This is a genomic window from Nocardia sp. NPDC005978 (genome assembly GCF_040614455.1).
Taxonomy (GTDB): domain Bacteria; phylum Actinomycetota; class Actinomycetes; order Mycobacteriales; family Mycobacteriaceae; genus Nocardia.
On record NZ_JBEXUS010000058.1, the window covers coordinates 16,179 to 42,673 of the forward strand.

Annotated in this window: 23 protein-coding genes; 16 read left to right on the plus strand and 7 right to left on the minus strand. The window is 70.8% G+C overall.

What is annotated here, in order from left to right:
- Positions 1 to 119 precede the first annotated feature (119 nt).
- Together ABZ319_RS24350 and ABZ319_RS24355 are read left to right on the plus strand one after the other, a co-directional pair.
- The gene (locus ABZ319_RS24350) at positions 120 to 1,454 is read left to right on the plus strand and encodes a PspC domain-containing protein (protein WP_354988778.1); all 1,335 of its coding nucleotides are present in this window, start codon (positions 120 to 122) and stop codon (positions 1,452 to 1,454) included.
- A 189-nt stretch (positions 1,455 to 1,643) separates the two neighbouring features.
- Positions 1,644 to 2,291, plus strand: coding sequence for a response regulator transcription factor (locus ABZ319_RS24355; protein WP_354988803.1), 648 nt, complete (start codon positions 1,644 to 1,646; stop codon positions 2,289 to 2,291).
- 19 nt (positions 2,292 to 2,310) lie between these two features.
- On the opposite strand, the gene ABZ319_RS24360 is transcribed toward ABZ319_RS24355, so the two are convergent.
- Positions 2,311 to 3,465, minus strand: a complete 1,155-nt coding sequence (locus tag ABZ319_RS24360) for a serine/threonine-protein kinase (protein WP_354988779.1) — start codon at positions 3,463 to 3,465, stop codon at positions 2,311 to 2,313.
- A 246-nt stretch (positions 3,466 to 3,711) separates the two neighbouring features.
- Between ABZ319_RS24360 and ABZ319_RS24365 the strand changes: the two genes are divergently transcribed.
- Both ABZ319_RS24365 and ABZ319_RS24370 read left to right on the plus strand, forming a co-directional pair.
- On the plus strand, positions 3,712 to 4,599 hold the full coding sequence (locus ABZ319_RS24365) for a hypothetical protein (RefSeq protein ID WP_354988780.1): 888 nt from the start codon (positions 3,712 to 3,714) through the stop codon (positions 4,597 to 4,599).
- 127 nt (positions 4,600 to 4,726) lie between these two features.
- Entirely contained in the window at positions 4,727 to 6,499 is a 1,773-nt protein-coding gene (locus ABZ319_RS24370) for a DNA polymerase Y family protein (RefSeq protein WP_354988781.1), read from the plus strand.
- 344 nt (positions 6,500 to 6,843) lie between these two features.
- Here ABZ319_RS24370 and ABZ319_RS24375 read toward each other — a convergent pair whose 3' ends face one another.
- Entirely contained in the window at positions 6,844 to 7,245 is a 402-nt protein-coding gene (locus tag ABZ319_RS24375) for a helix-turn-helix domain-containing protein (RefSeq protein WP_354988782.1), read from the minus strand.
- A gap of 77 nt (positions 7,246 to 7,322) precedes the next feature.
- Between ABZ319_RS24375 and ABZ319_RS24380 the strand changes: the two genes are divergently transcribed.
- The 6 genes from ABZ319_RS24380 (at position 7,323) to ABZ319_RS24405 (ending at position 14,800) form a co-directional block, all read left to right on the plus strand.
- Positions 7,323 to 8,267, plus strand: coding sequence for a zinc-binding dehydrogenase (locus ABZ319_RS24380; RefSeq protein ID WP_354988783.1), 945 nt, complete (start codon positions 7,323 to 7,325; stop codon positions 8,265 to 8,267).
- Positions 8,268 to 8,436: 169 nt separating this feature from the next.
- A complete protein-coding gene (locus ABZ319_RS24385; protein WP_354988804.1) occupies positions 8,437 to 9,171 on the plus strand; it encodes an alpha/beta hydrolase in 735 nt (244 codons plus the stop codon).
- Between the two features lie 74 nt (positions 9,172 to 9,245).
- Positions 9,246 to 9,815, plus strand: a complete 570-nt coding sequence (locus tag ABZ319_RS24390) for a YdeI/OmpD-associated family protein (protein ID WP_354988784.1) — start codon at positions 9,246 to 9,248, stop codon at positions 9,813 to 9,815.
- Positions 9,812 to 10,873, plus strand: coding sequence for a sucrase ferredoxin (locus tag ABZ319_RS24395; protein WP_354988785.1), 1,062 nt, complete (start codon positions 9,812 to 9,814; stop codon positions 10,871 to 10,873). The genes ABZ319_RS24390 and ABZ319_RS24395 overlap by 4 nt, the downstream gene beginning before the upstream one ends.
- Positions 10,874 to 11,120: 247 nt before the next feature.
- Positions 11,121 to 12,920 (plus strand): hypothetical protein, encoded by a 1,800-nt coding sequence (locus tag ABZ319_RS24400; protein WP_354988786.1) that lies wholly within the window; start codon positions 11,121 to 11,123, stop codon positions 12,918 to 12,920.
- Positions 12,921 to 12,961: 41 nt separating this feature from the next.
- Positions 12,962 to 14,800, plus strand: coding sequence for a hypothetical protein (locus ABZ319_RS24405; RefSeq protein WP_354988787.1), 1,839 nt, complete (start codon positions 12,962 to 12,964; stop codon positions 14,798 to 14,800).
- A gap of 141 nt (positions 14,801 to 14,941) precedes the next feature.
- On the opposite strand, the gene ABZ319_RS24410 is transcribed toward ABZ319_RS24405, so the two are convergent.
- Together ABZ319_RS24410 and ABZ319_RS24415 are read right to left on the minus strand one after the other, a co-directional pair.
- A complete protein-coding gene (locus ABZ319_RS24410; RefSeq protein ID WP_354988788.1) occupies positions 14,942 to 15,364 on the minus strand; it encodes a hypothetical protein in 423 nt (140 codons plus the stop codon).
- Positions 15,365 to 15,412: 48 nt separating this feature from the next.
- Positions 15,413 to 15,769 (minus strand): nuclear transport factor 2 family protein, encoded by a 357-nt coding sequence (locus ABZ319_RS24415; protein WP_354988789.1) that lies wholly within the window; start codon positions 15,767 to 15,769, stop codon positions 15,413 to 15,415.
- A 202-nt stretch (positions 15,770 to 15,971) separates the two neighbouring features.
- Between ABZ319_RS24415 and ABZ319_RS24420 the strand changes: the two genes are divergently transcribed.
- A complete protein-coding gene (locus ABZ319_RS24420; protein ID WP_354988790.1) occupies positions 15,972 to 18,656 on the plus strand; it encodes a LuxR family transcriptional regulator in 2,685 nt (894 codons plus the stop codon).
- 172 nt (positions 18,657 to 18,828) lie between these two features.
- Here the strand turns inward: ABZ319_RS24420 and ABZ319_RS24425 are convergent, their stop codons facing one another.
- Positions 18,829 to 19,815, minus strand: a complete 987-nt coding sequence (locus tag ABZ319_RS24425; protein ID WP_354988791.1) for an SDR family NAD(P)-dependent oxidoreductase — start codon at positions 19,813 to 19,815, stop codon at positions 18,829 to 18,831.
- 202 nt (positions 19,816 to 20,017) lie between these two features.
- Here ABZ319_RS24425 and ABZ319_RS24430 point away from each other — a divergent pair, with 202 nt between their 5' ends.
- From ABZ319_RS24430 to ABZ319_RS24440, 3 genes are all read left to right on the plus strand, one after another.
- Positions 20,018 to 23,374, plus strand: coding sequence for an error-prone DNA polymerase (locus ABZ319_RS24430; protein ID WP_354988792.1), 3,357 nt, complete (start codon positions 20,018 to 20,020; stop codon positions 23,372 to 23,374).
- 80 nt (positions 23,375 to 23,454) lie between these two features.
- Positions 23,455 to 23,850, plus strand: a complete 396-nt coding sequence (locus tag ABZ319_RS24435) for a Rid family hydrolase (RefSeq protein ID WP_354988793.1) — start codon at positions 23,455 to 23,457, stop codon at positions 23,848 to 23,850.
- A 71-nt stretch (positions 23,851 to 23,921) separates the two neighbouring features.
- Entirely contained in the window at positions 23,922 to 24,152 is a 231-nt protein-coding gene (locus tag ABZ319_RS24440) for a DUF167 domain-containing protein (RefSeq protein WP_354988794.1), read from the plus strand.
- Between the two features lie 45 nt (positions 24,153 to 24,197).
- Here the strand turns inward: ABZ319_RS24440 and ABZ319_RS24445 are convergent, their stop codons facing one another.
- Positions 24,198 to 25,154: an NAD(P)H-binding protein gene (locus ABZ319_RS24445; RefSeq protein ID WP_354988795.1), complete on the minus strand. Its 957-nt coding sequence runs from the start codon at positions 25,152 to 25,154 to the stop codon at positions 24,198 to 24,200.
- Positions 25,155 to 25,289: 135 nt separating this feature from the next.
- Complete coding sequence (locus tag ABZ319_RS24450) at positions 25,290 to 25,754, minus strand: tRNA (cytidine(34)-2'-O)-methyltransferase (RefSeq protein ID WP_354988796.1); 465 nt, start codon at positions 25,752 to 25,754, stop codon at positions 25,290 to 25,292.
- Between the two features lie 175 nt (positions 25,755 to 25,929).
- On the opposite strand from ABZ319_RS24450, the gene ABZ319_RS24455 reads away from it, so the two are divergent.
- Entirely contained in the window at positions 25,930 to 26,175 is a 246-nt protein-coding gene (locus ABZ319_RS24455; protein ID WP_354988805.1) for a DUF3017 domain-containing protein, read from the plus strand.
- Between the two features lie 135 nt (positions 26,176 to 26,310).
- Positions 26,311 to 26,472, plus strand: a complete 162-nt coding sequence (locus ABZ319_RS24460) for a hypothetical protein (RefSeq protein ID WP_354988797.1) — start codon at positions 26,311 to 26,313, stop codon at positions 26,470 to 26,472.
- Positions 26,473 to 26,495 lie beyond the last annotated feature (23 nt).

Sequence of the window (26,495 nt, forward strand, 5' to 3'; positions counted from 1 at the left end):
CCCCCGCGTGTGACCGCCGATCCGGTTCACCGTTCGCGACTTGCGGATGATCATCCTCAGGGATGGAATCGGGGTGTTTCCCGATGCCGGGCGTCGGCATGCCGTGCCAGGATCGAAGCATGTATCCGTCCGCACCCCTGTTCGACCCTGCCCGCGGGTTGGCGGAGACCCCGCGTCCGGGCGTGTACGCGCCGCGGCTGCTGCGGCGATCCGGGGGCCGGGTGGTCGGCGGGGTGGCGGGCGGGCTCGCCGACCATCTCGAGGTCGACGTGTTCAAGGTGCGGATGGCCTTCGTGCTGCTGTCCGCGCTGGCCGGGGCCGGGGTGGTGGTCTACGGGCTGCTGTGGATCTTCACCCCGGGCGGCACGGACGAAACTCCGCCCACGCCCGCGGAACGGCGGCAGGCGATCGGGCTCGCGCTGCTGGGCCTGTCGCTCGCGGTGGCCATGGCCTGGGTGCTCAACGGCACGGCCGCCCAGGTGATCGGCCCGATCCTGGCGGTCGCCATCGGTGCGGCGCTGGTGTGGCGCGAATTCGACGCCGAGGGACCGCGGTCGGTCATCGGCCTGCCCGCCTCGCCGACGGTGATCACCTGGGCGCGCATCGTCGGCGGTGCGACGCTCATCGTGGTCGGGCTCGGCGTGGTGGTGCTGGCCCGCATCAATCTGAGTTCGCTGGGGTCGGCGCTGCTGGCGGTGGCGGTCACCCTGGTCGGGGCCGGGCTGCTCACGGTGCCGCTGTGGCTGCGCATGGTGCGCGCGCTCAATGATGAACGCGCGGCGCGCATTCGCAACGAGGAGCGCGAGGAGATCGCTTCGCACCTGCACGATTCGGTGCTGCAGACCCTGGCCCTGATCCAGCGGCAGGCCGGGGATCCGCAGGAGGTGGTGCGGCTGGCGCGCAGCCAGGAACGCGAACTGCGCAAGTGGCTGTTCGACGACACCGGCCCGGCGCAGTCGAGTCTGGCCGCGGCGCTGCGCACCATCGCGGGCGAGGTGGAGGATCAGCACGGGGTGAAGGTCACGCCGGTGACCGTCGGCGATGTGTCGATGGACGTGGACGACAGCGGGGTCGGCCTGCCCAAGGAGAACTTCACCGCCGTGCTGGGCGCGGCCCGCGAGGCCCTGGTGAACGCCGCCAAACACGCGGAGGTGCCCGCCATCGACCTGTTCGCCGAGGCCGAACCGCATCAGGTCAGCGTGTTCGTGCGCGATCGCGGTAAGGGTTTCGACGTGGACGCGGTCGAGGCCGACCGGCACGGGCTGACCCGCTCCATTCGCGCCCGGATCGAAAGGCGCGGTGGGCATGTGGAGATCGTGTCCGCGCCCGGGCGCGGGACCGAGGTCCGAATCATCATGCCGCGCAAGGACGGTGCGGACGAACGGATCGTGGTGGTGCAACCCCCCGAGAGCACGTCCGAAGAAAATGATGATGGACCCAGGGGAAGTGCCTGATCCCTGGAAGCGCATGTTCCCTGGAAGTGCATGATCTGGTGAAAGATGTAACCACCGTGTTCGTGGCCCGCCCGGTTCTGGACTGAGTGGAGCGGGGGAGCGAAGCGGAGGAGCGGAGGGAGGGAAGAATCGGGCCCGAAGGGCCACGAACCCTGCCGCAGCGAAGCGAAGGCCGAAAATGCTGAGGAGATATCGGTGAGTGTCCGGGTTTTTCTGGTCGACGATCACGCCGTGTTCCGGTCCGGGGTGCGGGCCGAGCTGAGCCGGGAATCCGATATGGAGGTGATCGGCGAGGCCGGTGGGGTGGCCGAGGCCATCGCCGGGATCAAGGCGACCACGCCCGATGTGGTGCTGCTCGATGTGCACATGCCCGACGGCGGTGGCGTCGCGGTGCTGGCGGGGGTGGAGGCGGGCCCGGTGTGCTTGGCGCTCAGTGTTTCCGACGCGGCCGAGGATGTGATCGCGGTGATCCGCGCGGGCGCCCGCGGCTATGTCACCAAGACCATTTCGGGGCCGGAACTGGCCGACGGCATTCGCCGGGTGGCGGGCGGGGACGCGGTGTTCAGTCCGCGCCTGGCCGGGTTCGTCCTGGATTCGTTCACCGGCAAATCACCGGTGCCCGAGCCGCCGCTGGATCCCGAGCTCGATTCGCTGACCCCGCGTGAACTGGAGGTGCTGCGCCTGCTCGCGCGCGGCTACACCTACCGCGAGATCGCTGAATCCCTGTTCATCTCGGTGAAGACGGTGGAGACCCACGCCTCGAACGTGCTGCGAAAAACGCAGCAGTCCAACCGCAATGCGCTGACGCGCTGGGCGCACCGCCGCCGCATCGATTGAAATTCGCAACGCGACAGTCCTACAGCGCCACCAGGATCACGATGATGATCAGGAGGCCGATGAGCAGGCCGACCGCCACCGCGAGCGGGCCCGCGTTGGGGCCGAACTTGGCCAGGTCGAAACCCTTCGACTGCTGTTGCGGTGCGGCCGCGGGCGCGGCGGCCTGCTGGCGCTGCGGGCGCGGCAGCGGGGTGGAGTTCGGGCTGCGCAGGCCGGCGGCGGAATTGCGGGCCGCCCAGGCCGGGATGGTGCCGTCCTCGGTGCGCACGGGCGCGCCGAGGATGTAGGGCGCGGTGCCGGGACCGAATGCGGCGGTGAGGATTTCGTTGCGGGCCTCGGTCATGGTGGGGCGGCGCTGGGGTGCGGGCTCCATCATGTGCAGCAGCACGTTGGTGAGCGGGCCGCTGCGGGTGGGCGGAATGATCTGCGCCATGGCGGCGCGCTCCACGATCACCCCGCTGTCGTCGTCGAAACCGTAGGGCGGCTGGCCCTCGATCGCGGTGTACAGCGTTGCGCCGAGCGAGAATACGTCGCTGGCAGCACTGGGCTGGATGCCACGCGCCACCTCCGGCGGCAGATAGGCGGGGGTGCCGGTGATGACGTCGCCGACGTCCTCGGCGTCGCCCGCGCCGCTGGAGATGCCGAAGTCGCTGAGCTTGACCATGCCGACCTCGTCACCGCGATCGGCGACCAGGATGTTGCCGGGCTTGATGTCGCGGTGCACGATGCCCGCGGCGTGCGCGGCGGCCAGCGCGTCGGCGACCTGCGCGCCGATCTGCGCGACCTCGATGGGGGAGAGGGTGTCCGCGAGCGAGAGCGCCTTGGCGACGCTGCGCGAGGGCAGGTACTCCATGATCAGCCAGGGTTCACCGGCCTCGAGGACGACGTCGTACACGGCGATGGCGTGCTCGTGCGAGAGCTTGGCGGCCACCCGGCCCTCGTGCATGATGCGCTGGCGTACCTCACGGGCCTCGTCCTCGTCGAGGCCGGAGGTTGTGAGCACCTGTTTGATGGCCACATCGCGGTGCAGCAGGCGGTCGGTCGCCAGCCACACGGCGCCCATACCACCGCCGCCGAGCTTCGACTGGAGACGGTAGCGGCCGGCGACCAGGTAGTCGGGGCCGACGATGGGACGGGGGCGTTCGGTCACGGGTGCAGGGTAGCGGAAAACCATCCTGACTGGCCTGGTTCGAAACTCGTGGTTTGCGGCACCCTCGCGCTCGAGGTTTGCGCCACTGTCCTCTTGACGCGCGTCGGGGCTCGAGTTCTACTGTGCATGAATAGAACGTATGTTCGAGTATTCTTGGTTGCTGAATCGGTGCTGACTATCCGGCTCGGACCCGTGGTGGTTCGGGAGCGCGGTTTCGTGCGAGCTCCCGGGAGTTATGGGTCCCCCATCGTTGGGAGAGGTGGTCGTTAGATGGATTCGGCGGAGGACGCGAAGCAGGCGCAGCTGGCGGAGCTGCGGCGACGGATGGCGGCCATTCCGGCGCGCGGTGCGGGTGCGGCGGCGCGGATGCCGGTGCGGGGTGAATCGTCACAGTTGGCGGTGGGTTTTTCGGCGCCCGCCGGGAACGGGCGGCTGGTCGCGGCGGTGGCGACGCCGGTGGCGGCGCCCGCGGGCGGCGGGGGCGAAGGTGCGCGGCGGCTGGCCGAACAGGTGCGGCGGGAAGCGCTGCCGGTGCCGTCCGCGCTCGAAAGTCTTTTGCCCGAAGGCGGTTTGGCCAAGGGTTCGGTGGTCGCCTATACGGGCGCGAGTTCGCTGCTTTCGGGTTTGCTGGCCGCGGTCACCGGGTCCGGCGGCCATGCCGCGGTGGTCGGGTTGCCGCGGCTCGGCTTGCTGGCGGCGGCCGAAATGGGTGCGCGACTGGACCGTTTGGCCGTCGTCACCGATCCCGGATCCGACCCGCTGGAGGTTGCTTCTGTTTTGCTGGATGGCCTCGATTTGGTGGTTCTCGGGCTGAACGGGGCGTCGGTGCCCATCTCGCGCACCCGGGTGCTCGCCGCGCGGGCGCGGAGCAAGGGGTCCACGCTGGTGGTGACGGGCGGATCGTGGGCGGGTCCGGCGCTGCGCATCGACACCCACGTCGCCGGCTACGGCGGGCTGGGGCGCGGGTGCGGGCGACTGCGCACGGTGCGGCTGAACGTCTCGGTGCACGGGCGTTCGGACCGGGCCCGGCAGGGGTATCTGGCCCTGTGCCCGAGCAACGGGCGCGTGGAGTGGGTGGATACGAATCCGGTGAGCGATACGGCATCCGGCGCGCCGGACGCCGCGACCCCGAGCGTGGTCCGGCATGCCGTTTCCTGACGGTGGCGTGGGTCGTGCCGCGGTATAGCGGCCTCGACACGGCACGGTCGGACCGGTCGGTCCCGATCGTGCTGCGGTGCGCGGCTTTTCGTATCACCGGATACGCCCCGCCCGAGCGGCGCCGGCCGTGACGGCGCGGCGGTCGCGAGTCCTGGCGGTGTGGTGCCAGGACTGGCCCGCGGTCGCCGCGGCGGCCGAAGCCGGTGCGCCGGTGACGCGGGCGGTGGCGGTGTTCGCCGCGAACCGGGTCGTCGCGTGCTCGGCGGTGGCGCGGTCCGAGGGGATCCGGCGCGGGCTGCGCCGGCGCGAGGCGCAGGGTCGCTGCCCGGATCTGCTGGTGGCACAGGATGATCCGGATCGGGACGCGCGGCTGTTCGAGACGGTGGTGGCGGCCGTGGACGCGACGGTGCCGGGCGTGGAGGTGCTGCGGCCGGGGCTGCTGATTCTGGCTGCGCGCGGTGCGGCACGGTTCTTCGGTTCGGAGGAGGCGGCGGCCGAGCGGCTCGTGGACGCGGTGGCGGCGGCCGGGGCGGAATGTCAGATCGGCATCGCCGACGAGCTGTCCACGGCGGTGCTGGCCGCGCGCCGGGGTGTGATCGTGCCCGTGGGCGGGGGTGCGGAATTCCTTGCGCCGCTGCCGGTCTCGGAGCTGTCGGTGGAACCCGCGCTGGCCGCGCCCGAACGCGCCGAGCTGGTGGATCTGCTGCACCGCTTGGGTTTACGCAGGATCGGTGATTTCGCCGCTCTCACGCCCGTGGAGGTGTCCTCGCGCTTCGGCCGCGATGCCATCACGGCACATCGTTGTGCGCGTGCGGAACCCGAGCGCCCGCCGTCGGCCCAGACCCCCGCGCCCGACCTGACCGTGGACTACCGCTGTGAGCCGCCTATCGAACGGATCGACGCCGCCGCCTTCGCCGGCCGCCTGCTCGCGACCCGTCTGCACGAGGCGCTCGCCGCCGCGTCCTCGGCCTGCACCCGCCTGTCCATCTACGCGGAAACCGAGTCCGGCGAACAGCTTTCCCGCATCTGGCGCTGCGCCGAACCCCTCACCCCGGACAGCACCGCCGACCGTGTGCGCTGGCAGCTGGACGGCTGGCTCACCCGCCGCACCCTGGATCGCGCGCGGCGGCTGCGCGCGGAGCGGGCGGCCGCGCAGAACGCGGCGGCAGCGTCCTCGGCTCCGGGCCGGCCGTCTTCGCGGAAACGGCCGGCGCTCTCCTCGAGCAACGGCCGGGTGTCGTTGCCTGCCGAGGGAACAGCGCCGGCATCGGCCGCCGGATCGACGGCGTTCCCGATCGACGACGCCGAGATCTGGGACGAGACGCCCGATCCGATCGTGCTGTTGCGCCTGGAGCCCATCGAGGTGGTCGCCGCCGGAGCGTTGCAGCTCGGGCTGTGGGGCGGGGTCGGCGAGGACGAGGAGCGCGCGCGCCGCGCCCTGATCCGCGTGCAGGGTCTGCTCGGCGGGGACGCCGTCCGCATGGGCGTGCTCAGCGGTGGTCGCGGCCCCGGCGAGCGCATCACCATGGTCAACCTGGGTGACGAACCCGTCCCCGCCGCCGATCCGGCGCAACCCTGGCCCGGCCGCCTGCCCGAACCCGCGCCCACCGTGGTCTGGGCGACCCGCCCCGAGATCCGCCTGGAGTCCGCGGACGGCGCCCCCGTCTGGGTGACCGACCGCGGCCTGTTCACCGCCGATCCCGCCGTCCTGCACTGGGGCAGCCGCACCTGGTCCCTCACCGGCTGGGCCGGGCCGTGGCCCCTGGACGACCGCTGGTGGGTCCACCACCCCGACCACCCGCCCGCGGCCCGCGCCCAGGTCCTGCTCGACGAGGACAAGCGGGCTCTGCTCCTGCTCGGCTACGACGGGGTCTGGCACGTGGAAGGGCTGTACGAGTGACTCCGGCGCGGTGTCCGGGCGGCGTGCCGCGGCCGCGAAAGAGATTGTGCGCGAGAGAAACTCAGGAGAGATATCGGCCCGGGGCAGCGCGCGATCGAAGCCGGTGACCGCCGCGTCCCAGCGTGGGCAGCTGCCCGATCCAGGCCGGCCACACCGGGGAAGGATCGAAGCGGCGGGCGCCGGGTGCCGGCCGCAGCGGGGTGTCGTACACCGAATCTCACAGGTCGTCGCCGGCGTACCAGCCCGCGGCGACCGGGCGCGTGAGCGTGCGGCGACCTGTCCGGCGTGGGTCCGGGTCGGCGCGCGGCACGATCGCGGCGCGGCCGGATGCGATGCCGCGGCGATCAGGGCCGATCGGTGTCGTACCGGGTGCGGGCGGTGTGGACCTCGTCCATGTGTAGTTCGGCCCAGGACTTGATCGCGTGCATCACCGGTAGCAGTGAGCGGCCGAGGTCGGTCAGTTCATAGTCGACGCGGACCGGGACCGAGGGGGTCACCGTGCGCGTGACCAGGCCGTCGCGTTCGAGGTTGCGCAGGGTCTGGGTGAGCATCTTCTGGCTGACGCTGGCCAGGCGGCGGCGCAGCTCGCCGTAGCGCTGCGGGCCGTCGGCCAGCGCGGTGATCGCCAGGCTCACCCATTTGTCCGCGATCCGGTCCAGCAGGTGGCGGGCCGGGCATTCGGCCAGATAGGCGTCGTAGGCGACGCCGGCGTCAGCGCGCTGCTGCGCGGCGGTGCGGGTCGGCACAGGCGCTCCTCACGGTTCCCTACGCACCCGAAAGTGCCCACTTCCTTTCGGAGAGTAGCACTCTGAAACTGGTGCACATGACGACGAACAAGGTGATGCGCGCGGTGATCGCCCGCGGCTACGGGGACGCCGATGTCCTCGAGCTCATCGAGGCGGCGATTCCGGAGCCCGGTCCCGGACAGGTCCTGATCAGGGTGGAAGCGGCCACCGTCAATCCGGTCGACGTGGCGACCCGGTCGGGCGCGCTGGCGGCGGCGGGACTGATGGCGCCCCGGGCGATCACCGGCATCGGCTGGGACGTGGCCGGTGTGGTCGAGCGGCTCGGCCCGGGGACGCGCGGGTTCGCGGTGGGCGAGCGCGTGATCGGGCTGCGCGATCTGCTCGATGCCGCGGCGGGCGCGTACGCCGACTACATCGCCCTGGACGCGACTGCGGTGGCGTCCGCGCCGGCCGGCGTTCCGGCCGTCGCCGCGGCCACCCTGCCGCTGAACGGGCTGACCGCCCTGCAGTCTCTGGACCTGCTCGGCCTCGCACCCGGCGGCACGCTGCTCGTGACCGGCGCGGCGGGCGCTGTCGGCGGCTTCGCCGTCGAGCTGGCGGTGCGCCGCGGTCTGCGCGTGGCCGCGTACGCCGGCGCGGCGGACGAGCCGTTCGTGCGCGGGCTGGGCGCGGAGTGGTTCATCGACCGCGCGACCCCCGATCTGGCGGAACGGGTACGGGGGCTCGTGCCCGGCGGCGTCGACGCGGCCCTGGACACCTCCGGCGGTGGGATCCGCGCCATGGCGGCGGTCCGCACCCGCGGTGCTTTCGTCACCGTGATGGGTGGGGACCCTCCTATTCCCTTGCGCGGCATCACCGTTCACCGGCAGTGGATCAGCGCCGACGGTCCCGCGCTGGCGGGGTTGGCCGCCGCGCGCCTCACCCTGCGGGTGGCCGGGACGCTGCCCCTGGAACGAGCCGCCGAGGCGCACGATCGGCTCGGCGCGCGCGGTCTGCGCGGCCGTCTCGTGTTGACGCCCTGAGCGAGTCCCCTCGAACACCCGGCTGCCCGGTGACAGCGCCCCGGACGAGTGGCCGCCGCCTCGGTCCGGCATCGGTACCGCCGGGACCAGGTGGTACTTGCCACAACCGGCGGCGGGCGTCCGGGAGTGGTCCGTACGCTGGTTTCTCGTGGAGACGATCAGCAGGGTCATGGCGGGTGACGTGTCGATCGCCTATCGGGATTCGGGGGCCGCGGGAAACACCGGCTCCGCGCCGGTCGTGCTGGTGCACGGGATGGGTGGGGACGGGCACACCTGGGACAGGTTCGCCGGGCAGCTGGTGCGCCGTGGGCGGCGCGTGATCATTCCGGATCTGCGCGGGCACGGGCGGAGCGCGCACGCGGGCTCGTATCTGTTCCCGGAGTTCGGTGCGGACGTGCTGCGGCTGGTGGAGCGGCTCGGGGTGGAGCGGGTCGATCTGGTCGGCCATTCGCTCGGCGGCTACGCGGTGTCCTGGGTCGCCATGGAACGCCCGGAGCTGGTGCGGCGCTTGGTGATCGAGGAACAGCCGCTGCCGCTGCGGTCGGGTGACGAGCAGGTGACCTTCACGCGGCGACTGCCGTCGATTCCGGAGCTGTGGCATGCCACCAGCAGCGCGATCCGGCATCCGCGCGCGGTGCTCGCCTTCGATCGGTCCATGACGGGCACGGCGCTGGAACAGTTCCGCAAGCCCTATCCGGAATGGTGGGAGGGGCTGGCGGGGATCAGCGCGCCCACCCTGTTCCTGCGGGGCGGGCCGGGCGGCATGGTGGATCTCGCGAAGCTCGAGCTCATGCGCGCGGCGGTGCCCGATTTCACGGTGCGGGCGCTGTCCTGCGGGCACAGCATCCATCGCGATCGGTACGCGGAGTTCGAGTCGGCCGTGCTGCCGTTCCTCGGGCACTGAGCGCGGCCCCTTCCACCGTTCCCATACCGTCGGGTACTCGACGGACCGCCCCGGCCGGTATCTACAGTGAACCGGTGTCCGCACTCGAGCGTCCTACGCTGTTCTTTCCCGATGAGCGGTCGTTCCGGGAGTGGCTGGCGGCCAACCACGCCGCGGTCGACGGCATCTGGGTGAAATTCGCGAAGAAGGGGACGGGGCACCTCTCCCTCGACTACGACGGCGCGTTGCGGCAAGCCCTGTGCTTCGGCTGGATCGACGGGCAGGCCCGGCGCGCGGACGACACGGACTTCCATCTGCGCGGTTTCACCCCGCGCCGCCGGCGCAGCCCGTGGTCGCAGCGCAATGTGGGGATCGCCGGCGAACTGATCGAGCAGGGGCTCATGCACCCCGCCGGGCAGGCCGAGATCGACCGCGCCAGGGCGGACGGACGCTGGGACACCGCGTACGGCCGTGAGGGCGACCTGCCGCAGGATTTCCAAGCCGCCCTCGACGCCAACCCGGAGGCGGCGGCCTTCTTCGACACCCTGCCCGCCCAGGCCCGCGTCACCGTCGGCTATCACCTGGGCAGCGCGGTGCGCCCGGAGACCCGCGCACGCAGGCTCGAACAACTCATCCGCAAGCTCGCCGCCGGGCAGCCGCTGTGAGTTCACCCGGGGACCTATCGCGCCCGCCCGCGAGTTCGCCGAACCGGTTCGAGGGTCTGCCCTGTTCGACCGCTGCCCTGGAGGTGCCGCTGCCCGGCACGGCCACCCGCGTCACCGGCTGGCTGTGCGTCGAACAGCCCGGCGCGTGGGGCCGCGATGTCATCGGCGACGAGGTACTCGGTACGGAGATCACCGCCGAACTCGCCGCGCGCACCAAAGCCGCGCGGGTGCGACCGACTCTCATCCGGCGGCCGGGTCGCCATGAATTCGCCGGTGTGCGAACGGTTCTGCTCGCGAGCTCCCGCCCCGAGGGTTCCTGGTGCGAGCGGTTCGAGATCACCGATCTGAAGCAGCTCTTCGATCTGGACCTGGGCCTGGTGAACGGCCCGCCGCCGGGAATCGGCGCGGCCGTGACGGATCCGCTCGTGCTGGTCTGCTCCCACGGCAAGCGCGACCTGTGCTGCGCGCGCCTCGGCCGCCCCATCGCCGCCGGCCTCGCCGCGGCTCACCCCGGCCGGATCTGGGAGTGCTCGCACACCGGCGGACATCGCTTCGCCCCCGCGGTGGTGCTGCTGCCCACCGGGCTGACCTACGGTCGCCTGGAAGGGGATTCGGCCGCCGCGATGCTCGCGGCCGCCGATCGAGGTGAGATCTCGCTGCCCGGGTTGCGCGGGCGCAGTTGCTACTCCCCGGTGGAGCAGGCGGCGGAAGTGGCTGTGCTACAACGCCTCGCGGACGACGCGTCGGCGTCCGCCGCCGATGTCGATGCGGCGCTGCTGCCCGGCGACGACGCGCCGCGGCTCGATCTCGGTGCGCGGTCGGCCGAACTCGCCGCGAGCGTGGCTGCTCAACTGCGGGTGAGCCCGGCTCCGGAGGGGGGCGAATTCTCGGGTGACCCAGCCACTTTCGCGGGCGCGGCCACGGTCACACACCGTGACGGCCGCGCCTGGCTGGTCACCACCCGCACCGTCTCCTACGCTCCACGGCAGGCCAGTTGCGGCGCCGGGCCGAAGCCGGTGACCGGCCCGGTGGTGGACGAGGTCCGCCGGATCGCCTGAACGCACCGGTCGCCGCCCCGGAGCGGCGGTGGACCGGTATGCGGCGGGGCCTCACCGATGCTTGTCGGTGGCCTGACCAGGTCATGTCTCAGACGGTTGAGCACTTGCACTGCTGCCAATCGAAAATTTCTCGCATCTGCCAATGGTGACCTGGGTAACGCGGGTGGTGTGCTGGGCCGGACGTCGAGGTCAGCGGTTGCACCGTGCCTTGTCGTTCCATCTGGGACACATGCGAAGGAGGCCGATCGTGGCATCGGTTGTCAGTACCCGCCGGGGTCGTCCGGCCCGGGGGAACGCGCGGCGCGCGGCCGCGCTGGCCGTCACCGCGGCGGTGGTGAGCGCGGTGTCGCCCGCGTTCGTCGCCACCGCGCAGGAGCCGATCCCGGTCAGCGGTGCCGTCGACCGCCAGGAACGCGTGCTCGAGACGCGTGACGGGGTGGTCGTCTCCCAGGTCAGTTACGCGCTGCCGCTGCCCGCGAACGCCGCGCCGCACCCGGCGGCCTGCGATCGCGCCGGGTACCTGCGCTACCGCTCGGCGGACGGGCCCGCCGATTCCGGGGACGCCGACAACGTGATCGTCCAGCAGCCCGGCGCCATCGGCGGCGCGGTCAACAACGACAGCGTCGCGGCCAATACCGTCGCCGCCGCGCGCGCACTGGGACAGCACGTCGAGTTCTGGGCGCTGGCGCGGCGCAGCGCCTGCCTCGACGAGACCTTCGGCTTCGACTACGCGCTGCGCACCGGCAACTATCTCGACGCGGTCGACTACTACTTCAATCGCAAGCCGATCGACGGTCAGGTCTTCGGCGGGTTCAAGGAATCACACGATCTCGCGGTGCTCGATGCCATGGGCATGGAACGCATCATTCGCGACCAGTACGAGATGATGCTGTTCGAGATCCCGGATCAGGCTGTGCGCCGGCAGAAGTACGTGTGCACCGGAATCTCCCTGGGCGGCCTCGTCACCGGATTCTTCTCGGACTGGGATTTCGACGGCAATCCGGCGACCACCGCCGACGCGGGTTACAACCAGTGCGCCGCCTTCGCCGCGCAGGACACGATGATCACCTCCGATCCGGTGGCCATCCAGAACACCCCGTTCTTCAGCGACGTCACCGATGCCATTGTCGGACCGGTCAATGACGTGGTGAAGGCCGTTGCCAACGTCGGGGTGCTGCCGCGTTCGCTGACCTCGGTGCCGGTCATCGGCGCGCGCACCTTCATGATCTACCGCCTGGCCGGGCTGGCCGCGCACCTGGATCCGAAGTCCGAAAGCCAACTGCTGGCGCATCTTCCGCGCGATCTGGATCTCGAGCTCAGCCTCGACTACATGTTCTCCGGATCGGTGGCGGGCTTCGCCACCAACGGCGCGGACGGTTCGGGGAACATTCGCGACTTCCGATTCACCAACGAGGCCCTGCTCGGTCTGTTCATCGACAACAACTCGGGCAACTTCGCCATGTTCCACCAGGGTGTCGGCGCGCTGGACGGCGGGCCGGTGACCGAGAAGGTCTTCCCGATTCCTGGTTCGGTCACCCAGATTCCGCTCATGGGCGGCTTCCTGCGCGCCGTCGCCGGCCCGCAGACGCGGGTGCGGCCGACCGATCGGACCGCGCTCTACACCTGGCGGAACTACGACGACGTGCGCGGGGTGCCGTACACCGCCCCGAACCACGAGTCCTCCGATATCCGCGACGCGGCGCGGCAACTCGGCACCGGAGGACCCTACGCGTACTGGGAGACCTACTTCCCGTCCCGGATCTTCCTCGATATCGGCGCGGGCTACGGCGGCGCGCGCGGCGGCGACATGACCAACCTGCGGTACGCCAACATGGCGCGCACCAAGCCCATGTACATCGCCTACGCCGGTGACGGTTTCGTGCAGCAGGGCGCCGGCGTGGTGGTCCCGCCGCCGCCCACGGCGCAGGTGGTCACCCTGCCGGGTTACAGCCACGTGGACACCATCGGCGCGGCCCGCGTGCAGAACGACGGCAAGCCCGACGCCAGCGCGCAGACCCTGGCCGAATTCGTGAAGGGCCTGCGATGACAGGCGAACCCACCATCACTGCGAACCGAAAGCGGGGGGCGATGTCGCTCACCAGGCGGATCAGGCTCGGGCTGTCCATGGGAATTCCCTTGGCCGTCAGCGCATTACTGGTCGTCACCGGATTGACCGTGCCGATCTCCGCGGCCCAGCCCGTGGCGCTCGGCGGTGCGGACGATTCCACGGTCACCACCATCACCGGTGATCCAGGGCTCGGCGACGATGTCGAGGCGACCTATGTGCGACTGCACTATCCGAGTCCGTACTCGACCATGGCTCATCCCGAGGCGTGCGACTGGATCTCCTTCGTGCGGTACCGGTCCACGAAGGGACCGGAGAAGACGAGCGATGCGGACGCGGTGCTGTCCATGCAGCCCGGCACCTTCTCCGGTGCGGCGAACCTGAATCCGCAGGCGCCGCAGGTGGTTCGCAAGGCCGCCGCGAACGGGAAGTTCGTCGAGTACATCGCGCTGGACCGGCGCTCCAACTGCGCCGAGGACCACACCGGCTGGGCGGCCGCGCAGCGGGCGGGGGACTACCGCGTCGCGGCGGACTACTACTTCGGCGGCAAGCCGGTGGACGGGAAGACCTACCGCTATCAGACACCGCAGGATCTGAACTACCTCGGCGAGTACGGCCTGGCGCTGACCATGGACGACTGGCGGGTGGTCATCGAGCATCTGCTGCCGGACGCGGCCGATCGGCGCAAGAGCTCGTGCGGCGGGCACTCGCTCGGCGCGTTCCTCGTCGGGCCCATGCTGGCCTGGGATTTCGACCGGAATCCGGCCACCGTCGACGACGCGGGCTACAGCCTGTGCGCGGGCGGCGCGGTGCCGGTGGACGGTTTCGCCATGACCGATCCGGCGGGCTTCGAAGGCGTTCCGCCACTGGACATGCTGATGTCCGCGGTGGGCGGGGTGCTCGAGAACGGTGTCGACTTCCTGCTGAAGAACGGCCTGAGCGTGGCGCAGCTGCCGGTGGTCGCGGCCAGTGAGCTGATGAACGCCTACCAGCTGGCCGCCATGGCCGCCGATCAGCAGCCGGACGCGGTCAGTGATCTGAAGTCGCTGGTCCCCGCGGATCTGCGGACCGAACCGTGGATGCGCCTGATGTACGGTAGGGATTACCTGGATCTGTTCACCGGCCAGAACCTGCCGCGCGACTACCAGCTCACCAACACCTCGATGCTGGGCATGATGTTCGATCAGAACTCCGCCGAATACGTCATGCAGGCCGGGCTCGGCTTCTACGACTGCCAGACCGCGGGCAAGACCTATCCGGTGCCCAACGGCCTTGCGTCCGTGCCGATTCTGGGCCCGACCCTGTTCGTCATCCCGATGCGCGTCGGTTACGGCCAGAACTACACCCCGGCCGATCGCAACCGGCTGTGCGGCTGGAAGAACTACGATCAGGTGCCGTTCGCGACCATCGACGGCATCGACCCGGCACGCGGCAACTTCACCGATCGTGACCACGAGGTCACCGATATCCGGGAGTTCGCGCACGCGATGAATCCGGGCTGGCAGCCGACGGACTTCTTCGAGCAGTACACCCCGCTGCGGATCATCACCGACACCGTCTTCGCCTTGGGCCTGGGCCGCGACGGTGAACTGAAGCAGCTGCAGAATCGCGACGGCGGCATCCTGAGCTTCCTGCTGCACGGTGATCGCTGGCAGAGCACCCCGGCCGGGGTGCGCAATCTGACCCTCCTCGCGGGTGATTCGCCACTGCAGAACGCGGGCTACGCCGGGCTGCTCCCGGCCAACGCCAAACTCATTCCGGGATACCGGCATTACGACGTGATCACCGCGACGGAGCGGCAGAACAACGGGTTGCCGGAGATGGCGAGCACCTATATCGCCAACTTTCTGAGCCAGACCTAGCGGGCCGGGCGGACAGCACGACGATGGTCCCGGCCGCTCGGCCGGGACCATCGTCGTTGGCGTGTATATGTTTTCGCCGGTGTGCACGGATTTTCGGGTCACCGCGCCGGGTGCGCCTCCGGCGCTGTCCGCAACCCGGGGTCACCGGGCTTTGCGCAGACCCAGGTACTGCAGGGCGGCGAAGGCGCCGACCGTCACGGCCTGCATGAGGGTCCAGACGGTCCCCGCGACGTTGAGATCCAGGGTGCCCTCGATCGCGGTGGCGAGGCTGACAACGACCCAGACCGCGTTCAGCGCCATGACCGTGCGGGCGGCGGTCATATTGATCGACCGGGTCGCGCTGGTCGCCGCGACCGCCAGGCCGAACAGGGTGAGGAACGCGCCGATGGCGAGGCTGTGCGAACGATCCAGGCCGAGCAGCGATTCCAGCGGTACCGCCAGGGCGAGGTAGGCCAGGCCGTTCGCGCCGGTGACCACGGCGTCCAGCCGGAGCGAGGTGCGCAGCAGCTTGTCGCCGCGGGCGAGCAGGGTGGACAGGTAGGTGGGGGTGACGGCGGTGGTCATGATGGAACTTCTTTCTCGATGCGGGTTTTCGTCGTGCGAGGGGGCGAACTAGACGGCGGCGGGGACCTTGTCCAGGAAGCCGTAGACGCCGTTGATGCGGCCGTGCTCGAGCGTGGCGACGTCGAAGCCGACGACCAGGGCGGGACCGTCGGCCGGGCCCAGCTCCCAGGTGAAGCGCACCTGCTCGTGGTGGCCGTCCACCGGGCCCGCCAGGCGGAACACCATGCCGGGGAACTGGGCCTGCACGGCGGCGATGCCGGCGTCCAGGGCGCCGTGGCCGGTGACGTCCATGAGCGGATCGACGTAGCGCACCTGCTCGGTGAACAGTCCGTCGATGGCGGCCGCGCGGGCGGCGGCGTCGGTGGTGTTCCAGATCTCCAGGTAGCGGCTGACCAGGTCGTTCATTGCTGTCTCCCTTGTTGTCTCTGCGCTGTGTCGCGCTCTGGAACAAAGGTATGGCGGGGGCGGGGTCGCTCGAATCAGTCATCCATAGGTACTTTTCGCGGTCGACTACCTAGGTCGGCGGACCCCTCCGGCGCGACCGCGAATGTCCGATTAGTCCGACCTTTGCTCGGGTGGCCGCCACCTGCCCCGATACGGTGGACGGATGCTCCACGGACGCCAGGCAGAACAGCTCCGCATCGATGAATTGCTCGACGCGGCGCGGGCCGGTCGCAGCGGGGTCCTGGTGTTGCGCGGCGAGGCCGGCATCGGCAAGACGGCGCTGCTGGATTACGCCGCCGCGCAGGGTATTACGTGCGTGCGCGGCGCGGGCATCGAATCCGAGGCCGAATTGCCGTTCGCCGGACTGCATCTGCTGCTGCGCCCGGGCATGGAACTGGTGCGGACTCTGCCCGAACGGCAGCGGGCGGCCCTGCTCGGCGCGTTCGGCCTGGGCGAGCAGCAGGCCGGTGACCAGCTGCTCATCGGGCTGGCCGTGCTCACGCTGCTGGCCGAGGAAGCCGCGGACGGGCCGCTGCTCGTCCTGATCGACGACGCGCACTGGCTCGATCGGGCGACCGCGGACACCCTGCTGTTCGTCGCGCGCCGCCTGGAGGCCGAGGGGATCGCGGTGGTGTTCGCGACGCGTGCGGGCGCCGCGGATTTCCCGGCGCCGGGTCTGCCGGAACTCGAGGTGCGAGCGCTGCGGCAGGACGCGGCGGCCGCCCTGGTGGACGCCGCCGACCCGGACCTGCCGCCCGCGCTGCGCTACCGGCTGCTGAGCGAGGCGGGCGGCAATCCGCTCGCGCTGCGCGAACTGCCCGCCGTGCTGGCCGCCGAATCGGCGGGGGCCGGGCCGAATCCGCTGCCGCTGAGCCAGCGTCTGCAGGTCGCCTTCCACGGCCGCGTCAGCAGGCTGCCCGCCCCGACTCGCACCCTGTTGCTGCTGGCCGCCGCGGCCGGGTCGAGCGAACTCGATCCGCTGCTGCGGGCGGCCGCGAGCCTGGGTGCGGGGCTCGCCGACCTGCAGCCCGCCGAGGAGGACGGCCTGGTCTACACCGACGGCCGCACCCTGGACTTCCGGCATCCGCTGCTGCGTTCGGCCGTCTACCAGGGCGCGCCGCTGGCCCAGCGGCTCGCCGCGCACGGTGCGCTGGCCGCGGCGCTGGACCGGCCCGAGGACGCGGATCTGCGGGCCTGGCATCGGGCTTCGGCCGCCACCGGACCGGACGAGGACATCGCCGGGGAGCTGGCGGCCACCGCCGATCGCGCGCGTGCGCGCACCGGGTATCACGGTGCGGTGGCGGCCTACGAACGCGCGGCCGCGCTGAGCGCCGATCCGGTGGCGAAGGTGAACCGGCTGGTGCTGGCCGCCGAAACAGCCGGTGAGACCGGCCTTTACGAACTGGCCGATCGGCTGGCGGGGCGGGCGGCGGCGCAGACCGCCGATCCGGCGCTGGCGGCCCGGCTGGACCTCATCCGGGGGCGCGCGGAATTCGGTGCGGGCAAACAGCTTTCCGCCCATCGCCGACTGGTCGCCGCGGCGGACGCGGCGCACACGCAGCCGCTGGCGGCGGCGCGCATGCTCATGGTCGCCGTGCACACCGCCTGGTACCTGGGGGACGGCGAGCTGCGCGAGGTCACCGAGCGCCTCGCGAAACTGTCACTACCCGAGGATGATTCGCTGTCCTACACCACCGCCTACGTGCTGGACGGGGTGCACGGCCGATTTCACGCCGACCTGCGCGCCACGGCCGAACGGGCCCGCGCCACCGGTGCGGACGTGAGCGACCTGGTGCAGCTGTCCGGGGTGGGACTGGTGGTCGGGCAGGACGAGCAGGTGGCCGAACTGGCGGGGGAACTGATCGCGGCCTGCCGCGAGGAGGGGCGGATCGGCCCGCTGCCCACCCTGCTGTTCTTCCGCGCCGAAGCCGAGTCGTTCCTGGGCCGCCCGCGCGAAGCCCTGGTGATCGCCACCGAAGGCGCCCGCATCGCGCGCGACACCGGGCAGGAACACTGGGTCGGCCAGCACGCGGCGATGCTCGCCTATTTGGCCGCGCTCGACGGGCGCGAGGACGAATGCCGCGCCGCCGCCGAGGAATCGATGGCCGAGCGGTTCGGCGGCGCGGACGCCCCGGGTGCGGCCTGGGCGCGCGCGGCCCTCGGCCTGCTCGAGCTCGGTCTCGGCCGGGTGGACAGCGCGCTGGCCCGGTTCGAATCGCTGACCCGGGAACCCGCGCGGCACATGGTGATCGGCCTGCGCTGCCTGCCCGATCTCATCGAAGCCGCCGTGCGACTGGGTGATCCGGCCCGCGCGGGCGACGCTCTCGACCGCCTGGACCGGTGGGCGGAGGTCTCGCGGCAGCCGTGGGTGGCGGCGCTGGCCGCCCGCGCCCGTGCCCTGGCCGGCCCGGACGCGGCCGCCGCGCAGCACTACCGAACCGCGCTCGACCTCGGCGGCCGCCCCTTCGAACAGGCCCGAACCCAACTGCTGTACGGGGAATGGCTCCGCCGCAACCGCCGCAAGGTCGACGCCCGGACCCAATTGACCTCTGCCCTGGAGACTTTCGAGCGGCTCGGCGCCGCTCCCTGGGCCGGCCGTGCCACCACCGAACTCGGCGCGCTCGGCGTCGGGACGGCCGCCCGCACCGCCACCGGAGTGCTCGCCACCCTCACTCCCCAGGAGCTCCAGATAGTCCGCCTGGCCGCCCAGGGCCTGAGCAACCGCGACATAGCCGCCCAACTGTTCCTGAGCCCCCGCACCGTGGGTCACCACCTCTACAAGGCGTACCCGAAACTCGGCGTGGTCTCCCGCGGCGAGCTGAACTCCCTGGCCCTGGACCAGAACTGAGTCGTCGCGGCCGAGTGCCGACGGCGGCCGATCCGGCGGAGGTTTCGTACACCGAGCACCGCGTGAGCGCGCGAATACCTTGCCGTCGTCGTCTCCGTGATGGCGATTGCCGTCGCCGGGCCGGGACGGCTGCTGCTCGGGACCGGCGACTGCCGGACTGCTCGGCGGCGGTTTACCAGTAGGTGCCGGGGACCAGGCGGGCCGCCTTGCGCAGGGCGGTGCCGGTCACCCGGACCACGGTGGGCGGGGTGCGGCGGTGGCGTTGGGGGTCAACGATTTCCGCGTCCTCGGTTTCGGGTTCCTCCACCACCTCGCCCTTGGCGGCGGGGGAGTCGCCGATCGAGCGGTAGTAGCGGTGCAGGACCCGTTCCTTGATGCCGGGGGCGAACATCTGGCCGTACTCGGCCAGGGTGCCGAGGGGGACGTCGATCCGGCGGGGGCGTTCGCTCAGGGCGCGCACGATGAGGGCGGCCGCCCATTCCGGGGACTGGACGGGGGAGCCCTGATCGCCGCTGGGGGCGATCATGGGGGTGCGGACCAGGGGCATGTGGATCGTGGTGAAAGTGACGTTGTCCGAGAGCATTTCGATCGCGGTCACCTCGGCGAACTTGTCCAGGGCGGCCTTGCTGGCCAGGTAGGCCGCGAAGCGCGGCGAGGCGACCTGCACGCCCGCGCTGGAGATGTTCACGATGTGACCGGACTTGCGCTCGCGCATCTGCGGCAGCAGGGCCAGGGTCATGCGCACCGCGCCGAAGTAGTTCACCGCCATGGTCCGCTCGAAATCGTGCATGCGATCGGTGGAGCGGTGCACGGCCCGGCGAATCGAGCGCCCGGCATTGTTGACCAGCATGTCCACGTGGCCGTGCGCGGCCAGCAGGAGGGTGACCGCGCGGTCCGCGGATTCGGGATCGGTGACGTCGCACTGGTACCCGTGCGCCTGCCCGCCGGCCGCCCGGATCTCCGCGACCACGGCCTCGAGTTCGTCCTCGCGGCGGGCGAGCAGCAGGACCACCGCGCCCTTCTCGGCCACGGCCAGGGCGGCCGAGCGCCCGATGCCGGACGAGGCGCCGGTGATCACGACGTGCTTGCCTGTCAGATCGCGACCGGCACGCCGGCGGGCCAGGTAGCCGTTGCCGTTGGCGGCGGAGGTATCGCTCATCGCTGCTCCCTCGGGGAATCGATTTGCCTCGAACTTACTCCAAAGTAAGTTCCGTGGCCAGGGTGGCGTCGTGAGAGTTTCCGGACCGGTCCGGACACGCCGAATCGGGTGATTACAGACCGTTCGGTTGGGTCTCCTGCAATGCTTCGGAAGATCGAATGTATGTTCGACACTCGAGCAAGATCGAGGCAGAGGAGGGACCGTGGGCTGGCACAACGGTCCGCCGACCTGGTCGGAACTCGAACGCGTGCTCTCCGGCCGTCCCGCCCCGGCCCGCGAGATCGAGGGCGACGGCGGCGACAGCCCGGCCTGGTCCCGCAAGCGCGAGAAGTACGAACCGGGCGCACTGGCCCGTGCCGCCGGACCGGGCGTGCCCTACGCCGAACTGCACACCCACTCCGCCTACAGCTTCCTGGACGGCGCGAGCCAGCCCGAGGAACTGGTCGAGGAAGCGGTGCGCCTGGGCCTCGAGGCGCTCGCGCTCACCGATCACGACGGGTTCTACGGGGTGGTGCGCTTCGCCGAGGCCGCCCGCGAATGGGGCATGCCGACGGTCTTCGGCGCGGAACTGTCCCTGGGCACCGCCGCCCGCGCGGGCGCGCACCTGGCCCCGCGCGGCACCCGCCGGGGACGCGGGCGCGCCGAGGAGGACAGCGGCGACTCCGCCCCGCGCACCGGCGCGCCCGATCCGGCCGGACCGCACCTGCTGGTGCTCGCGCGCGGGCAGGAGGGCTATCGCCGGCTGTCCCGGGAAATGGCGACCGCGCACATGGCGGCGGGGGCGAAGGGCATCCTGCGCTACGACCTGGACCGGCTCACCGAAGCCGCGGGCGGGCACTGGCACATCCTCACCGGCTGCCGCAAGGGCACCGTGCGCCAGGCGCTACAGCAGAGCGACGCCGCCGCCGAAGCCGAATTGCGGGAACTGGTCGAAAGATTCGGCCGCGAGCACGTCAGCGTCGAGCTCACCCACCACGGCATTCCCGAGGACGACGAGCGCAACGCCCGGCTCATCGCCCTCGCCGATCGCCTGGAGCTGCCCGTACTCGCCACCACCGGAGCGCATTTCGCCGCCCCGCCGCACCGGCGCCGGGCCATGGCGCTGGCCGCCATTCGCGCCCGCTCCAGCCTGGACGAGATGGCGGGCTGGCTCGCGCCCACCGGCGGCGCGCACCTGCGCTCGGGCACCGAGATGACACGGTTGTTCGCCCGGTGCCCGCGCGCGGTCGCCAATGCCGTTGCGCTGGCCCGTGAATGCGCCTTCGATCTGCGGCTGATCGCCCCGCAGCTGCCGCCGTTCGACGTGCCGCCCGGGCACGACGAGAACTCGTGGCTGCGCGAGCTGACCATGCGCGGCGCGGCCCGGCGGTACGGTCCGCGCGCGGGCAATCCGAAGGCGTACGAGCAGCTCGAACACGAACTGCGGGTCATCACCGAGCTGAGGTTCCCGGGGTACTTCCTGGTGGTGCACGACATCGTGGACTTCTGCCACACCAACGACATCCTGTGCCAGGGCCGGGGTTCGGCGGCGAACTCGGCCGTCTGCTACGCCATCGGCATCACCAATGTCGACCCGGTCGCCAACAAACTGCTCTTCGAACGGTTCCTCGCGCCCGAGCGGGACGGGCCGCCCGATATCGACGTCGACATCGAATCCGATCGGCGCGAGGAGGCTATTCAGCACGTCTACGCCAAGTACGGGCGCGAATACGCCGCGCAGGTGGCCAACGTGATCACCTATCGCGGGCGGTCGGCGGTGCGCGATGCCGCACGCGCGCTGGGATTCTCGCCCGGGCAGCAGGACGCGTGGAGCAAACAGGTGAGCCGCTGGAGCGGGGTGGCGAAGGAGGAGCACACCGATATTCCGGCGGACGTGCTCGGGCTGGCCGGTGAATTGGAAGGACTGCCCAGGCATTTGGGCATTCACTCCGGCGGCATGGTGATCTGCGATCGCCCCATCGCCGATGTCTGCCCCACCGAATGGGCGCGCATGGCCGGGCGCAGCGTTCTGCAATGGGACAAGGACGACTGCGCCGCAGCGGGTTTGGTGAAATTCGATCTGCTCGGGCTCGGCATGCTGTCCGCGCTGCACTACATGATCGACCTGGTGCGCGAGCACAAGGGCGAGACCGTGGAGCTGCATCAGCTCGACCTCGGCGAGGCCGCCGTGTACGACATGCTGTGCCGCGCCGACTCGGTCGGGGTGTTCCAGGTGGAATCGCGGGCGCAGATGGCGACCCTGCCGCGGCTGAAGCCGCGCAATTTCTACGACCTGGTGGTGGAGGTGGCGCTGATCCGGCCGGGGCCGATCCAGGGCGGATCGGTGCATCCCTACATCCGGCGGCGCAACGGCCGGGAGAAGGTCACCTACGACCATGCGGCGCTGGAGAATTCGCTCGAGCGCACCCTGGGTATTCCGCTGTTCCAGGAACAGCTCATGCAGATGGCGGTGGACATCGCCGGTTTCACCGCCGCCGAAGCGGATCAGCTGCGCCGCGCCATGGGGTCCAAGCGGTCGCCGGAGAAGATGGAGCGGCTGCGCGAGCGGTTCTACACCGGCATGCGCGAGCTGCACGGCATCACCGGCGAGGTCGCGGACCGGATCTACGAGAAGGTCTACGCCTTCGCGAATTTCGGTTTCCCGGAGAGCCATTCGCAGAGTTTCGCCTCGCTGGTGTTCTATTCGTCGTGGTTCAAGCTGCATCATCCGGCGGCTTTCTGCGCGGGGCTGCTGCGCGCGCAGCCCATGGGGTTCTATTCGCCGCAGTCGCTGGTGGCCGACGCGCGCCGGCACGGGGTGGTGGTGCACGGGCCCGACATCAATCACAGCCTCGCCGAGGCGACGCTGGCCGCGGGCGGTACCCAGGTGCGGCTCGGGCTGGGCGCGGTGCGCACCATCGGCACGGAGCTGGCCGAACAGATCGTGGCCGCACGCGAATTCGGGCCGTACACCTCGTTCCGGAACCTCACCGGGCGAGTGGAATTGACCGTGCCGCAGGCCGAGGCGCTGGCCACCGCGGGCGCGCTCGGCAGTCTCGGCGGCACCCGGCGCGCGGCGCTGTGGGCGGCGGGCGCGGCGGCGGGGGAGCGGCCCGATCGGCTGCCCGGCATGGGCGCGGCGGTGGACGCGCCCGCGCTGCCCGGGATGAGCGCGCTGGAGTTGGCGGCGGCCGATGTGTGGGCCACCGGGGTCTCGCCCGGCAGCTATCCCACCGAGTTCCTGCGCGAACGGCTCGACGCGCTCGGCGTGGTGCCCGCCGATCACCTGCTGGGCGTGCGCGACGGCACCCGGGTGCTGGTCGGCGGTGCGGTCACGCACCGGCAGCGGCCCGCCACCGCGGCCGGGGTCACCTTCCTGAATCTGGAGGACGAGACCGGCATGGTGAACGTGGTCTGCTCGGTCGGGCTGTGGGCGCGCTACCGCAGGCTCGTGCAGACCGCGCCGGCGCTGCTCATCCGGGGGCGGGTGCAGAACGCCGAGGGCGCGGTCACGGTGGTGGCCGATCACGTGCAGCGGATGGATCTGCGGATCGAGGCGCGCTCGCGCGACTTCCGCTGACAGCGAACGGATGTCACCGCGGGGATGGCTGTGTCGTCTATCCGGTGTTGCCGAGCAGTACTCGAACACAGGAGAACACCGTGAGCATCGACCTCATCAACCCCGCCGATCTGCACGATCCGACCGGCTTCGGGTACAGCCATATCGCCCGCGTGAGTGGGGAATTGGTCTTCATCGCGGGCCAGTACGACTCCGACGCGCACGGGCACACCGTCAACCCGGAGTTCGCCACCCAGGTGGACAACGCCTTCGCGAACCTCGGAAAGGCCTTGCGCGCGGTCGGTCTCGACTACGCCGACGTGGCGCAGCTGCGCACCTTCATCGTCGACCACGACCTGGACAAGCTCGCCGTGCTCGGCAGGAAGATCGCCGAGATCTGGGGCGACCGCCCGCCCGCCCAGACCCTGGCGGGCGTGGCCGCCCTGGCCCTGCCGGAAATGAAGTTCGAGGTGGACGCCACCGCCGTCCGATCCTGACCCGGCGGTGCGACGGCCCGGCCCGGTTCGCGACAATCGACCCGTCCCCACGGGTTCGGAAGGAGCGCGCGATGCCCATCGTGGTCCGGGCCGTCATCAAACCCAACAGCAGGAAAGGCCCCCTGGTGGAGTCCCTCCCCGACGGGACGCTCCAGCTCTACGTCCGGGCCCCCGCCGTGGAAGGCAAGGCCAACAAGGCTGCCCTGGAACTCCTGGCCGCCCACTACGGAGTCCCCAAGACCGCCGTCCGCCTGACCGCCGGGGCCACCTCCCGCTTCAAACGGTTCGAGGTCGACCGCTGACGGGCGGCGCACAACAGGGATTGGGTGTGCTGCCCATCGGCTCGCCTACGCACGGTGGTGGCGCGCTCGGTCCGGAACCGATCCGAACAGCGCGGCGTGCTCGGCGACCCAGTCCCGGTAGGTGTGCATCGGCCGGCCGATCAGGTCCGGGACGGTGGGGCGCTGCCCGGCGGTCCAGCGTGTGAGCTCGTCGAAGTGGACGCCGTATTCCTCCAGTGCGAACAGGGTCACGTCGATCCCGTCCTCCGGCCACCCCCGTGCGCGCCAGGCGGCGCGGCTCTCGGCAGGGGTCAGCTCCACGGCGGTGATGTCACGCCCCAGTACGTCGGCGATATCCCGCAGCCGCGACCGCGTGCTCAGTGGAAAACCCACCGCCTCCAACAGCATTCCCTCGTAGCCGTCACGGCACAGCGCGGTGGCCGCCACCGCCGCCAGATCCCGCTCGTGGATGAACGGGTAGTGCCCCATCTCGAGAAACGCTTCCCGCACGGTGTTCTCGGCCGCGATGGACTCCGCCCAGTCCGAACCCGTTGCCGGATAGGTCCCTTCGAGCACCGCCCCCATCACCGCCGACGGCCGGATGTGCGTCCATGCCATCCCCGCGCTCTCCACGGCCCGCTCGATGGCGAGCCAGAACCACGTCTCCGGCGGATACGCCGCCTCGTGCTCGGCCCCGTGCGAGGACAGCAGCACGATCCGCTCGACTCCCGCGCCCCGCGCGGCCTCGAGCACCCGCCCGGCGGTCGCGGCCTGCGCCCCGGCGAGGAAAATCCCGTCCACCCCGTCGAAAGCCCCCGAGATCCCCTCACACCGCGCGATCGACCCCTCGACCACCTCGACCGCGGCCGGCCAGTCTCCGAGCTGATCGGCCTCGGCTACGACCCGGACCCGCTCGCCGCTCTCGACCAGCTCCCGGACCAGACACCGCCCCACGATTCCGGTGGGGCTGCACCCCGCGCTCTTGCCCGCGCTCCCCACGGTCACCAGCTTGATTCCGCGCACGCCAAATCCTCCGATACATCAAACGGAGATCTTGCGCCTACGACGAGGGTGCGGATCCGAACTCCACCACCCTACCGCTGCACCGCATCTCGCAGCGGGTTCCGGGCGGGAGACCGCTCACCTCGCCGAAGGGCACTACACCGCGCCCGGGAAGCCCTGTTGGCGCCAGGCCTCGTAGACCGCGACGGCGGCGGCGTTCGAGAGGTTCATCGAGCGGCGGCCGGGGAGCATCGGAATCCGGAGCTGGTCGGTGACGCGGGGGTCGGACAGGACCTCCGGGGGGAGGCCGGTGGGTTCGGGGCCGAACAGGAGGGCGTCGCCGTCGGCGTAGGTGATGTCGGTGTTGCGGGTCGTGGCGGCGGCGGTGAAGGCGAACACCCGGGCCGGCTGGATGGAATCCCATGCGGCGGTGAGGTTTCGGTGCACCGTCACCGAGGCGAGGTCGTGGTAGTCCAGTCCCGCCCGGCGTAGCTTGGGCTCGGATAGGTCGAAGCCCAGGGGTTCGATCAGGTGCAATCGGCACCCCGTCCCGGCGGCGAGCCGGATGGCGTTGCCGGTGTTGGGCGGGATGCGCGGGGAGAAGAACACAAGATGGAACACGCCCACCAGCATCGCAGAACAAGAGAACCGTACTGTTCGCGGCCGGTGCGTGCGCGTGGCGGCGGGGGAGCCGGGTCCGGCGGGGACGGTTAAGCTTCCGGGCGTGAGTGCAGCACATGCCGCCCCGGAAAGCCGGGGCAGTCGTCTCGGCCAGGCCCTGCGTGACAACCTGCCCATGGTGGTGATCGCCCTGGTGCTGGTGGTGGCCGTGGTCTTTCTGGCCTGGGACCGGTGGCGGCGCGGCACCTTCTTCTTCGGGGGCGCGACGTTGCTCGCCGCAGCCTTCCGGCTACTGCTTCCGACCGAGCGCGTCGGGCTGCTCGCGGTCCGCAGCAAACCCTTCGACGTGACGTGGCTGGCGGTGCTGGGCAGCGCCATCATCGTGCTCGCCGCGACCATCAACAGCCTCGGTGTCACCTAGACTCGCGGGTAACTCGAGTCATGCCTGTTTCGTACGAATTATCCTGACGCACTGTCGGTTTCGTTAGGGTGACGGCTCCGTAACCCCGGTACCAATTACGGGACGAACTCGCATCGTCCACGTACCCTGTTAGGCATGACAGCGACCTTCGACGACATGGAACTGCGGGACCTGGTCGGCCTGCTCTCTCTCGAGGAACAGCGCGAACTTCGCCCCGCCGTACTCCGTGTCCTGCACCGTTTGCCCGATCAAGAAGTACTGCGCCGCGAGCTCGGCCGCCGCCTCACCGAGGTCTGAGACTCGATACAGCAATCCCCCGG

Coding starts and splice junctions, on each gene's coding strand:
- ABZ319_RS24440 (WP_354988794.1), top strand. CDS start 23,922: ATGCCCATCGTGGTCCGGGCCGTCATCAAACCCAACAGCAGGAAAGGC.
- ABZ319_RS24385 (WP_354988804.1), top strand. CDS start 8,437: ATGGCGGGTGACGTGTCGATCGCCTATCGGGATTCGGGGGCCGCGGGA.
- ABZ319_RS24410 (WP_354988788.1), bottom strand. CDS start 15,364: ATGACCACCGCCGTCACCCCCACCTACCTGTCCACCCTGCTCGCCCGC.
- ABZ319_RS24455 (WP_354988805.1), top strand. CDS start 25,930: ATGGTGGTGATCGCCCTGGTGCTGGTGGTGGCCGTGGTCTTTCTGGCC.
- ABZ319_RS24415 (WP_354988789.1), bottom strand. CDS start 15,769: ATGAACGACCTGGTCAGCCGCTACCTGGAGATCTGGAACACCACCGAC.
- ABZ319_RS24380 (WP_354988783.1), top strand. CDS start 7,323: ATGACGACGAACAAGGTGATGCGCGCGGTGATCGCCCGCGGCTACGGG.
- ABZ319_RS24365 (WP_354988780.1), top strand. CDS start 3,712: ATGGATTCGGCGGAGGACGCGAAGCAGGCGCAGCTGGCGGAGCTGCGG.
- ABZ319_RS24360 (WP_354988779.1), bottom strand. CDS start 3,465: ATGGTTTTCCGCTACCCTGCACCCGTGACCGAACGCCCCCGTCCCATC.
- ABZ319_RS24350 (WP_354988778.1), top strand. CDS start 120: ATGTATCCGTCCGCACCCCTGTTCGACCCTGCCCGCGGGTTGGCGGAG.
- ABZ319_RS24425 (WP_354988791.1), bottom strand. CDS start 19,815: ATGAGCGATACCTCCGCCGCCAACGGCAACGGCTACCTGGCCCGCCGG.
- ABZ319_RS24460 (WP_354988797.1), top strand. CDS start 26,311: ATGACAGCGACCTTCGACGACATGGAACTGCGGGACCTGGTCGGCCTG.
- ABZ319_RS24420 (WP_354988790.1), top strand. CDS start 15,972: ATGCTCCACGGACGCCAGGCAGAACAGCTCCGCATCGATGAATTGCTC.
- ABZ319_RS24405 (WP_354988787.1), top strand. CDS start 12,962: ATGTCGCTCACCAGGCGGATCAGGCTCGGGCTGTCCATGGGAATTCCC.